Raw genomic sequence first — 9,761 nt, forward strand, 5'->3', positions numbered from 1 at the left:
AGGGGTCGTTCGACGAGCAGACGCTGCGCGGCAAGGCCCCCGCCGTCGTGGCGGCGAGGGCCGCGCGCCAGGGCGTTCCCGTGGTCGTGGTCTGCGGTCGGACGACGCTGTCCGAGACGCAGGCTCGGCAGGCAGGATTCGCGGGCGTCCACGCGCTCCAGGAGCTCGAGGCCGACCTCGAACGCTGCATCGCCGAGGCGCCCGCTCTGCTTCAGCGCGCCGGGGCCGCGGCGATCGCCGCGTGGATCGGTGTCTGAGAGACCGGTGACGCGCGACCGCGGGTCAGGCCTCGGTGGCGATCCTCGCCCGGCCCTGCGAGGACTCCACGCGCAGGGCCGCCGTGATGGCCTTCGCGACCTCGGGCTCGATCCTGCGGCCGATCAGCGGGATCGCGACCTTGACGTCGCCCTCCACGACGAGCTCCGACCCGTCGGGGGTCGCCCGGATGGCCGTGGTCCCGTTCATCGTCGCCGGCTGGCCCTTGATCGTGAGACGGACCGTCCCGCGACGGGCGCCGTCGGCAGCGGGGGGTCCCCACTCCTCGACCTGGCGCACCTCGACCGTCTCGCCGGTCAGCTTCTTGACGAAGTCGGGCATCTCCGCCGGCATGGTCCGATCGATGCGGACCCGGACCTGATCGCCGTCGTCGTCCACCGTCACCTCGTACGCCAGGGCGTGGATCTTCTCGCAGACCTGCGCGCGGAACTCGTCGTCGCGGATGATCGCGAAGACCTGCTCGGGGGTGGCGCCGGGGTACTCGGAGATCTCGTGCAGCTTCATCGGGCCATCATGGCAGGCGGCCTCTCGAAGGCAGGGAAGTAGTGTGCAGAGAGTCACAACGATGTGAACCCGAAGGAGTTGGATCTTGTCCGTCGAGGAAGGCGAGCTGTCCGCCGACGTCGCCAAGGTGCTGGTCGAGGCCTACTACCAGCACGTCCCGTCTGCCGAGCGGGAGGAACGGTCGCTCGACGCCCTGCGCGGCGCCGTCCTCAGCCATGCCGAGCTGGCGCGTGTCCGTGAGCCCGGCGAGACGTTGCTGCGCGTCTGGGAGCCGACCGTCGACGAGGACGGGTGGGACGCGCGAGGACGCCTGGTCCTGCAGGTGGTGACCGACGACCGGGCCTTCCTGGTCGACTCCACCATCGCCTACCTGTCCACGGCCGGGTTCGGGGTGGACTGGCTGGTCCACCCTCAGCTCGACGTGGTGCGTGACGAGGACGGAGAGCTGGTCTCGGCCCGTGTGGCCGGATCGACCGGCGAGCCGCACGCGACCCGTGAGTCGTGGATGTACTTCGAGATCGACCACCGAGGCCGGGCCGAGGCGGCCGAGGCGATCGCCGAGGGTGTGCGCCGCGTCCTCGAGGACGTCGCGCTGGTCAACGACGACTGGGCTCCCATGCGCTCCCGGGCGCTGGAGATCGTCGCCGAGCTCCGGTCCGACCCGCCGGCGGGGATCGTGGCCGACGAGTCCGCAGAGGCGGCGCAGCTGCTCGCCTGGCTCGCCGACGACAACTTCACCTTCCTCGGCTACCGGGAATACGACCTCGAGGGTGACGTCGGCGAGGAGCGTCTGCGGACCGTCCCGACGAGCGGGCTCGGGATCCTGCGTGGCGGGCGCAAGGACACGGCCTCGCGGAGCCCGCTGCCCACGCGCTCGCGCGCGCGTGCGCGCGACAAGACGGTCCTCGTCATCACGAAGGCCAACTCGCGCTCGACCGTGCACCGCAACAGCTACCTGGACTACATCGGCATCAAGTCGTTCGACGCCTCCGGTGAGGTGGTGGGTGAGCGACGGTTCCTCGGGCTGTTCGCGTCCTCGGCCTACACCGGGAGCATCACCCGCATCCCGATCCTCGACCGCAAGGTGGAGCAGGTGATCTCGGGCCTCGGCTATGACGCCGACAGCCACGCGGCGAAGGAGATCCTCGACCTTCTCGAGACCTACCCCCGTGACGAGCTCTTCCAGACACCGGTCGATGGGCTGGCCGAGATCGCCGAGGCCCTGATCCACCTGCAGGAGCGCCGGCACGTCCAGCTCTTCGTCCGTCGCGATTCGTACGACCGGTTCCTGTCGTGCCTGGTCTATCTGCCGCGTGACCGCTACACGACCGGTGCACGGCTCACGATCGAGAAGATGGTCGCAGCCCGGGTCGGTGGGGACCCGATGATCGACTACAGCGTCTGGGTGAGCGAGTCACAGCTGGCCCGGGTCCATCTCGTCGTACGCCCGAGGCCGGGGGAGACGCTCGGCAAGGTGGAGCCCGCCGAGCTCCAGACCGAGATCGCGGAGGCGGTGCGCTCGTGGAGCGACGCCGTCGGTGAGGCGATGGAGGTCCGCTTCGGCAAGGCGGCCGCGACCGCGCAGCTGGCCGACTTTCGCGGCGCGTTCCCGGCCGGCTACAAGGAGGACATCAGCGCTGCGAGCGCGGTCGACGACATCCTCTCCGCGCGAGCGCTCCTCGACGGCGACGACCGCGTCAGGCTCACCGTGGAGCCCGACCCCGCCGTCGACGACGAGCACGCGCTGCGTCTGCGTCTCTACACCCGGGAGCCTGCGGCACTGACCGACGTTCTCCCCGTCTTCGCCTCGCACGGCGTCGACATCATCGACGAACGGCCCTACCGTCTCGCCACTCCGGAGCCGGTCTGGGTCTACTGGTTCCGCGCGCGCTCGCGCACGGTCGCCGACGACGACGGTCTGAGGCGGTTGACCGACGGGTTCGTCGCCTGCTGGGAGGACCGGGCGGAGGTCGACGGCTTCAACAGGCTCGTTCTCGCCGCGGAGCTCGAGTGGCGTCAGGTCGTGGTCCTGCGGGCGTACGCGCGCTATCTGCAGCAGGCCGGGACGCCGTTCAGCCTGGAGTCGCTGCAGAACGTCCTCCTGGCCGAGACCGACGTCGTCCGCCAGATCGTCGCCCTGTTCGAGACCCGGTTCGACCCCGCGATCGACGACGCCGACCGGGAGCGGCTCACCGAGGACGTCGAGAGCGACCTGCGCAAGCGGCTCGAGGCCGTCGAAGGGCTCGACGCCGACCGCGTCCTGCGGTCGTACCGGACGTTGGTCCGAGCCACCGCACGCACCAGCTACTACCAGCGGGACGCCGACGGCCGCCCGCGGTCGTACGTCTCGTTCAAGCTCGCGCCACGTGAGATCCCGGACCTCCCCGAGCCGCGACCCGCGCACGAGATCTTCTGCTACTCACCGCGGGTCGAGGGCGTGCACCTGCGCTTCGGGGCGGTCGCCCGCGGCGGTCTGCGCTGGTCTGACCGCCGCGACGACTTCCGTACGGAGGTCCTGGGGCTGGTCAAGGCGCAGATGGTCAAGAACGCGGTCATCGTCCCGGTCGGGGCCAAGGGCGGCTTCTACTGCAAGCGGCTGCCGGATGTGAGCGACCGCGAGGCGTGGATGGCGGAGGGCATCGCCTCGTACAAGACGTTCATCTCCTCGATGCTGGACCTGACCGACAACCGGGTGGGCGACCGTGCCGTGCCCCCTCCGGACGTGGTGCGGCACGACGGCGACGACACCTACCTGGTCGTCGCCGCCGACAAGGGCACCGCGACGTTCTCCGACATCGCGAACCAGATCTCGGCCGACTACGGCTACTGGCTGGGGGACGCCTTCGCCTCCGGCGGTTCCGTGGGCTATGACCACAAAGCGATGGGGATCACCGCTCGCGGGGCGTGGGTGTCGGTGCAGCGCCACTTCCGTGAGATGGGCGTGGACTGTCAGCGCGAGGACTTCACCTGCGTCGGCATCGGCGACATGTCGGGGGACGTCTTCGGCAACGGCATGCTCCTGTCGGAGCACACCCGCCTGGTGGCGGCGTTCGACCACCGGCACATCTTCATCGATCCCGATCCCGACGCAGCACGGTCCTACGTCGAGCGCCAGCGGCTCTTCGCGATGCCCCGCTCGAGCTGGGCGGACTACGACCAGGACCTGATCTCCGAGGGTGGAGGAGTGTTCCCCCGCGCCGCCAAGTCGGTGCCGGTGAGCCCGCAGATGCGCGTGGTCCTCGGCATCGAGGAAGACGTGGCCAGCCTGAGTCCGCCGGAGCTGCTGCGGGCCATCCTGAAGGCGCCGGTCGACCTGCTGTGGAACGGCGGGATCGGGACCTACGTGAAGGCGTCGACGGAGTCGCACGCCGACGTCGGCGACAAAGCCAACAACACTCTCCGTGTCAACGGCAACGAGCTGCGCTGCAAGTGCGTGGGCGAGGGCGGCAACCTGGGGCTCACCCAGCGCGGCCGCATCGAGTACGCGCTGACCGGTGGCCGGATCAACACCGACTTCATCGACAACTCCGCCGGCGTCGACACCAGCGACCACGAGGTCAACATCAAGGTCCTGCTCAACCAGGCCGCTGCTCGGGGCGAGCTCTCGTCGGAGGAGCGCGACTCGTTGCTCGCCTCCATGACCGACGAGGTCGGACGGCTCGTCCTCCGCGACAACTACGAGCAGAACGTGTCGCTCGCGGGCTCGGTCGACGCCGCGGTGAGCCTCCTGCACGCTCACGCGAGCTGGATGACGCGGCTGGAGCGGGCCGGCTACCTCGACAGGGCTCTGGAGTACCTGCCCAACGAGAAGCAGATCGCCGACCGGCGCGCGCAAGGTGTCGGTCTGACGGCTCCGGAGCTCGCGGTGCTGCTGGCGTACACCAAGATCGTGCTCGAGGCGGAGCTGCTCTCGTCCGACATCGCCGACGACCCGTACTACCGAGCCCACCTGTTCCGCTACTTCCCGACGCCGCTCCAGCACGCCTATCGCGGCGACATGGCCGAGCACCCGCTGCGTCGCGAGATCGTGGTCACGGCGATCGTCAACGAGATGGTGAACCGTGGTGGTGTCTCGTACTTCCACCGGCTCTCGGGCGAGACCGGGGTGTCAGCCGACCAGCTCGCTCGCGCGCGGTCGATCGCTGCGGAGATCTGCGGCGAGGGTGCCCTGATCGAACGGGTCGCCGACCTCGACAACCAGGTGCCGGCCGACGTCCAGGAGCAGATGCGAGGTGCGCTCCAGGCGCTCGTCGAGCGGATGTCCCGATGGCTGGTGAACCACCGGCGGTTCGACGACGTGGAGGGGAGCGTCGACTACTTCGGGACGACGGTGCAGCACCTGCTGCGTGACCTCCCGGAGCTCCTGGTCGGGCGCGAGCACGCCAGGTGGCGCGATCGGGCCGACAAGCTCGAGAAGGCGGGGGTCGCCACGCACGACGCCGAGGCGTTCGCTGCGCTCGGACCCGCGTACGGCGCGATCGAGATGGCCGACATCGCCCTCTCGACCGGTGTCGATGCCTCGACCGTCGCCCGGGTGTTCGCCGAGCGCGGCGAACAGCTCGGTCTGGACCGGCTCTCGCACCGCATCCAGGCGCTGCCGCGCGACGACCGTTGGCGGTCGATGGCGCGTGCCGCGCTGCGTGACGACCTGCTGGGCGTCCAGGGGCAGCTTGTCCGCAAGGTGCTCGCGACGACGGACGACGCGCTGTCTCCGCACGACCGCGTAGACGCATGGGGCACGTCCGAGGCCGTGACCCTGAAGCGGGCCGAGGAGACCCTCGAGGAGATCTGGGGAGAGGACACTCCCGACCTCGCCCGGCTCTCCGTGGGGCTCCGGGTCGTCCGGACCCTCCTGACTTGAGCGCCGCGAACAGGGCCGGGGCCCCCCCCCGGGGGGGGCCGGCCGGGTGGTGGGGGGGGCGCGCTGGGGGGGGGGGCGGGGGGGGGCCCGCCGGCGGCGGCCCGGGCCGGCCCCGCCGCGGGGGGGGCCCGGCCCTGTTCTCTGAGGGTCAGCGCTGCTGGTCGGGCGGGGTGTCGCCCCGCGGACGCAGGGGGAAGACCTGCGCGTCGCCCGAGTCGTCGAGCGTGCCCGCGGCCCCGTTGACGCTGGGGTGGCTCGGACCCTCGGTCGGGTCGTACGCGAGGTCGTAGGCGGTCGGTACGCGAGGGCTCCGCGGGTCCCGCGAGCGTCGAGCTCGGCGGCGAGCGAGGACGTCGTCCTCGTTGTCGGGCAGATCGTGGACGAAGGGCCGATCATCGCGCCCGTCGATGTCGGGATCGTGGTCCCGGCCGATCTCCCGCGGTTCGGGCGGCTCGTTCACCGACTCCGCGAGCGCCGAAGCAGCGAACGGTCCAGGCCCCGGTCCACCGAAGGTGTCGAAGCGGATCGCGGGGTACTCGGTTGTCGGGAGCTCGTCCTCGTCCGGCGCCGGCAGGCCGTGGACGGCGTGCGGGCCGGCGGGGGGTGCAGCCGGGTCGGTCGGACGGGGCTCGTCGACGATGGCGGGCATGTCCCACTGCGTCTCTTCCTGCGCCCGCGCGAGCCGGTACGCCGCGTCGACGTCGGCGATGCCGGCGAAGGGGTTGGTGGGCGGCAAGGTGCCGTTCAGGCCCAACGAGAAGCGTGGAGAAGGCGGCGGCTCGCGGTGGTCGTCACCCTCCGGCGCGGCGCCCAGCGCATCGCCACGGCGCGGGTGGTCGGCGGGAGGGGCGACGAGGTCGTCGTCGGGGCCTCTGACCGGCACGTCTGCGCGCCGGCGGCCGCCGACCGGCCGAGACCGCTCGTCGTCGAACGCCGAGCGCCCCGCCGGCTCGTCCTCGTCGTGCTCGCCTTGCTCGCTGTGGAGGGCCTGCTCGTCGCGGGCGGCGGTCTCGTCGTGGAGGTCCTGCTCGTCCTCCTCGTTCGGCTCGCCCTCGTTGCGGACGTCCGCCTCGTCCTGGAGGTCGGGCTCGTCGGGCTCGTCGCGGACGTGGGTCTCGTCGTGGACGTCGCGGACGTCGGTCTCGTCGTGGAGATCCTGCTCGTCCGGCTCGTCCTGGGCCGAGCGAGCCAGCCCAGCTGCGTCGGCGTCCACCTCAGACTCCAGCGTGACGGGCGCCGCCTCGACGGGCTCGACAGCAGGCTCCTGGGCGGCCGATTCGACGACGAGGTTTCTCTCGACGACGACGCTTCTCTCCCCGTCGAGGCCGAGGCCGAGGCCGACGTCGTCGTGCGTCGGGAGTTCGGAGGACGGCGACTGCTCCGCAAGGCGGCGCCGGCGGGCGAGCTCGACGGGCGCGACGACCTCACCCTCGATGAACGTTTCATCCTCCAGCTCCAGCTCCAGGTCCGCTTCCGCCTCGACGGGCGAGTCGACGGGCTCGGGCTCGGGCTCCGGTTCCGGCTCGGCCGCGACCTGCGGCTCAGGCTCCGGCTCGGCCGCGACCTGCGGCTCAGGCTCGGGTTCCGGCTCGGCCACGGCCTGCTGCTCCGGCACCGGTGCAGGCTCGGGCAGGACCTTCTGCTCAGCCGCCACCTCGACCTGGTCAACCTCGATCTCTGCCTGCTGCTGAGCCTGAGCGACCATCCGCTCGGCCTCGTCCGCGATGCGTGCGGCCTCCGCGGACGCCCGCATCGCCAGTGCGGCGACGAGCTCGCCCTCGTCAGGACGCACGAGCTCGAGGCGGCGCTCGACCTCGGGCCGCAGCGCGGGGGCCACGGTCTCGGTGAAACGGCCGTCGAGGTAGGAAGGCTGCTCCACCGTGGACGTCTGCCGCTCGTCCTCGCGCAGGAGCTTCTCCGCGAACGCCCTCAGCTCGGTGTCGGGGTCGAGGACGTGGGGGATCTCGGGGTCGAGGAGGCGCCCGTCCTCGGGTTCGAGGTGGCCGATCTGGAGGTTGCGGCGCTCCTCGAGGACGGCGAGCTCTTCCTTGGCGAGGTCGAGCTGCTCGCGCAGCCGCTCGACGTACGACGCAAGCGCCGCGACCACGCCGGCGGCGTCGGCGACGGCCCGCTCGGTCGTGAGCTGCCGCTCCAGCGCCGTACGGGCGAGGCCGTCGAAGACCGCCGCGCCACTCATGTTGCCTTCGACCCGCAGCTCAGCCGCGTGATAGGCAGCGGTCGCCGCGTGGACGCCCCAGTCGTCGGCGGTCTGCCGGTCCTCCGCACGGTCGTGCTCGGTCAACCGCTTGGCCGCCACCGCGACGGCGAGAGCGTCCTCCGCCTCGGTGATCGTCGTCGCGAACGCGCGCCCGAGCGCGATGAACAGCTGCTCGGGGTCAGCGGAGTCGTCGATCAGCGTCTGGACGTCGGCCTGCGCGAGTGCGGTGACCCGGCCGAGGACGGACTGCTTCTCAGCCATGACGAGATCCTCCGGTCAGTCGTGGGGACTCCGACTATCCCTCAATCAGCTCGGAGTCACGTGCGTGGGGTCCAGGACGCGGCGGAGGAACTCCTTGGTCCGCGCCTCCTTCGGGCTGCCGATCACCTGCTCGGGGATGCCCTGCTCGACGATCACCCCGCCGTCCATGAAGACGACCCGGTCGGCGACCTCGCGGGCGAACGCCATCTCGTGGGTCACGACGAGCATCGTCATCCCCTCCTCGGCGAGCGTGCGCATGACCGTGAGCACCTCACCGACGAGCTCGGGGTCGAGCGCCGAGGTGGGCTCGTCGAAGAGCATCAGGTTGGGCTCCATCGACAGGGCGCGCGCGATCGCGACGCGCTGCTGCTGACCGCCCGAGAGCTTGGCCGGGTAGGCGTCGTGCTTGTCGGTCAGTCCGACGCGGTCGAGGTTCTTCTCAGCGATCCGGCGAGCGTCCTTCTTGCCCCGCTTGAGCACGGTCTGCTGGGCGACCATGCAGTTGCTGAGGGCGGTGTGGTGGGGGAAGAGGTTGAAGCTCTGGAACACCATGCCGACGTGGCGCCGGGCGGCATCGATGTTGCCGTCGGGGTCGGTCAGGTCCTCGCCCGCGACGAGGACCGTGCCTGCGCTCGGCTGCTCGAGCAGGTTGACGCAGCGCAGGAGCGTGGACTTGCCGGAGCCGGACGGGCCGATGACGCAGACCACCTCGCCGGTGCCGACCGTGAAGTCGATGCCCCGGAGGACGTGGTTGTCGCCGAACGACTTGTGCAGGTCCTTGATCTCGACGAGGGTCTCGGGCATCAGCGGGCCTTCCCGGCAGAGGCCTCCAGGCGTCGGACGATCACCGACAGCGGGAGGGTGATGATCAGGTACGCGAATCCTGCGACGACGAGCGGCGTGACGTTCGCGTACGTCACCGACATGTCGCGACCGAACTTGGTCAGCTCGGCCTGGTCGGCGGTGAGCCCGATGATGAAGACCAGAGAGGAGTCCTTGACGAGCAGGATGAGCTCGTTGGTCAGCGGCGGAAGCATGGTGCGGAAGGCCTGCGGCAGGACGACCTTGCGCATCGCCTGGCCCGACGTCATACCGAGCGAGCGCGCGGCCTCGGTCTGGCCCTTGGGGACGGCCTGGATCCCGCCGCGGATGGTCTCGGCCATGTAGGCGCTCGCCACGATGCCGAGCGCCAGCCAGACGGTGCCGTAGGGGTCGAAGGGGATCCGCAGGGCGGGGAACGCCAGCGGCAGCAGCGAGAAGATGAGGAACACGATCAGCGCCGGAAGCCCGCGGAAGAACTCGATGTAGGCCGTCGAGAGCCAGCGGTACGGGCCGACCTCGCTGAGCCGCATGATGGCGAGGATCGTGCCGACCACCAGCCCGAAGGCGAACGCCCCGACGGTGTAGATCAGCGTGTGGAACAGCGCGTCCCACAAGCCGCCGGTGATCGCTTCCTTGATCAGATCGGGCTTGAAGAACGCGTCGCCGATCGACTGCCAGTCGGCGAAGAAGATCGCCGCAAGGACGAGCCCGATCAGGACGGCGTACTGGACGAACCGGATCCGCTGGTCCCCCGTGGTGGGGCGCCCCGGCCGTCGGGGCGCCAACCTCGAGGGGGTGGGCATCGCACACCCGAGAGGT

The 9,761-nt window shown here is 70.7% G+C and carries 6 protein-coding genes; 2 read left to right on the forward strand and 4 right to left on the reverse strand.

Annotated features, from left to right (window positions below; translation table 11 throughout):
- On the forward strand, positions 1–257 hold a 257-nt coding region (locus PV363_RS12760), incomplete at its 5' end, for a glycerate kinase (RefSeq protein WP_301022503.1).
- 25 nt (positions 258–282) lie between these two features.
- Here PV363_RS12760 and PV363_RS12765 read toward each other — a convergent pair.
- A complete protein-coding gene (locus tag PV363_RS12765) occupies positions 283–780 on the reverse strand; it encodes a DUF2505 domain-containing protein (RefSeq protein WP_301022504.1) in 498 nt (165 codons plus the stop codon).
- Between the two features lie 85 nt (positions 781–865).
- On the opposite strand from PV363_RS12765, the gene PV363_RS12770 reads away from it, so the two are divergent.
- A complete protein-coding gene (locus PV363_RS12770; protein ID WP_301022505.1) occupies positions 866–5,641 on the forward strand; it encodes an NAD-glutamate dehydrogenase in 4,776 nt (1,591 codons plus the stop codon).
- A gap of 148 nt (positions 5,642–5,789) precedes the next feature.
- Here the strand turns inward: PV363_RS12770 and PV363_RS12775 are convergent, their stop codons facing one another.
- The 3 genes from PV363_RS12775 to PV363_RS12785 are packed head-to-tail and all read right to left on the reverse strand — an operon-like array spanning position 5,790 to position 9,745.
- Complete coding sequence (locus PV363_RS12775) at positions 5,790–8,120, reverse strand: hypothetical protein (RefSeq protein ID WP_301022506.1); 2,331 nt, start codon at positions 8,118–8,120, stop codon at positions 5,790–5,792.
- A gap of 45 nt (positions 8,121–8,165) precedes the next feature.
- Entirely contained in the window at positions 8,166–8,924 is a 759-nt protein-coding gene (locus PV363_RS12780) for an amino acid ABC transporter ATP-binding protein (RefSeq protein ID WP_220341849.1), read from the reverse strand.
- Positions 8,924–9,745: an amino acid ABC transporter permease gene (locus tag PV363_RS12785; protein WP_301022507.1), complete on the reverse strand. Its 822-nt coding sequence runs from the start codon at positions 9,743–9,745 to the stop codon at positions 8,924–8,926. Before PV363_RS12785 ends, PV363_RS12780 begins: the two co-directional genes overlap by 1 nt.
- Positions 9,746–9,761: the final 16 nt, after the last annotated feature.

The organism is Mumia sp., assembly GCF_028803055.1.
GTDB lineage: Bacteria > Actinomycetota > Actinomycetes > Propionibacteriales > Nocardioidaceae > Mumia.